The sequence below is a fragment of the Streptomyces sp. NRRL WC-3549 genome (assembly GCF_000721935.1).
Classification (GTDB): Bacteria; Actinomycetota; Actinomycetes; order Streptomycetales; family Streptomycetaceae; genus Streptomyces.
The window spans coordinates 1-859 of sequence record NZ_KL585474.1 but is presented as its reverse complement, the minus strand read 5'-3'; the positions used below and the strand labels follow the sequence as shown (position 1 = coordinate 859).

1 pseudogene is annotated in these 859 nt (G+C 68.6%); it reads right to left on the bottom strand.

Annotated elements, in window-relative coordinates:
• Positions 1 to 839, bottom strand: a pseudogene (locus IH13_RS39580) (beta-ketoacyl synthase N-terminal-like domain-containing protein); the annotation flags it as partial.
• Positions 840 to 859 lie beyond the last annotated feature (20 nt).

Genomic DNA, 859 nt, shown 5'->3' with positions numbered 1-859 from the left:
CGCTGCTGAGGGTCCATCGCCAGCGCCTCACGCGGCGAGATCCCGAAGAATCCGGGGTCGAACTCCGCCGCGTTGTGCAGGAATCCGCCTTGCGCGACGTAGGACGTCCCCACGTTCTCGGGGTCGGGGTCATAGAGCGCACCCACGTCCCAGTTGCGGTCCTCCGGGAAGCCAGAGATGCCGTCGCCTCCGGATTCGAGCAGGGCCCACAGCTCTTCGGGAGACGCCACGCCGCCGGGGAACCGGCAGCTCATCCCTAGGATGACGATCGGGTCCTCGGCATGCTCCCTGGTCACCGACGCCGTACCTCGTGTCTCTGCCACCTCCCCGAACACCTCGGTGCGGATGTGGCCCGCGAGCACCACAGGGGTCGGATAGTCGAAGATCAGTGTCGAAGGCAGGGAGAGACCGGTCGCCGCCGTCAGCCTGTTGCGCAGCTCGACGGCGGTGAGTGAGTCGAAGCCGAGCTGCTGGAAGGCACGGTCGGAGGGCACGTCCTCCGCGCTGCGGTGTCCCAGTACGACTGCGGCCTCACGGCGGACGAGTTCGAGCAGTTCCGCATCCCGTTCCGGTGCGGCAAGAACTGCCAGGTGCTGCTTGAAGGCCGATTCCTCTGCCGGGGCCTCGGCGCGCTCCAGGATCTGCCGCACCTCGGGCAGACCGTCGAGGAGCGGGCTCGGCCGCAGGGCCGTGAAGGCGGGCGCGAAGAGTTCCCAGTCGACGTCGGCGACCGCCACGTGCACGTCGTCCTCGGTCAACGCCCGGTGCAGCGCGGTGATCGCCGTCGAAGGAGCCATCGTGGTCAGGCCGCGTCGCCGTAGTTCGGCTTCGCCGATGTCCTCGATCATGCCGCCCTGTC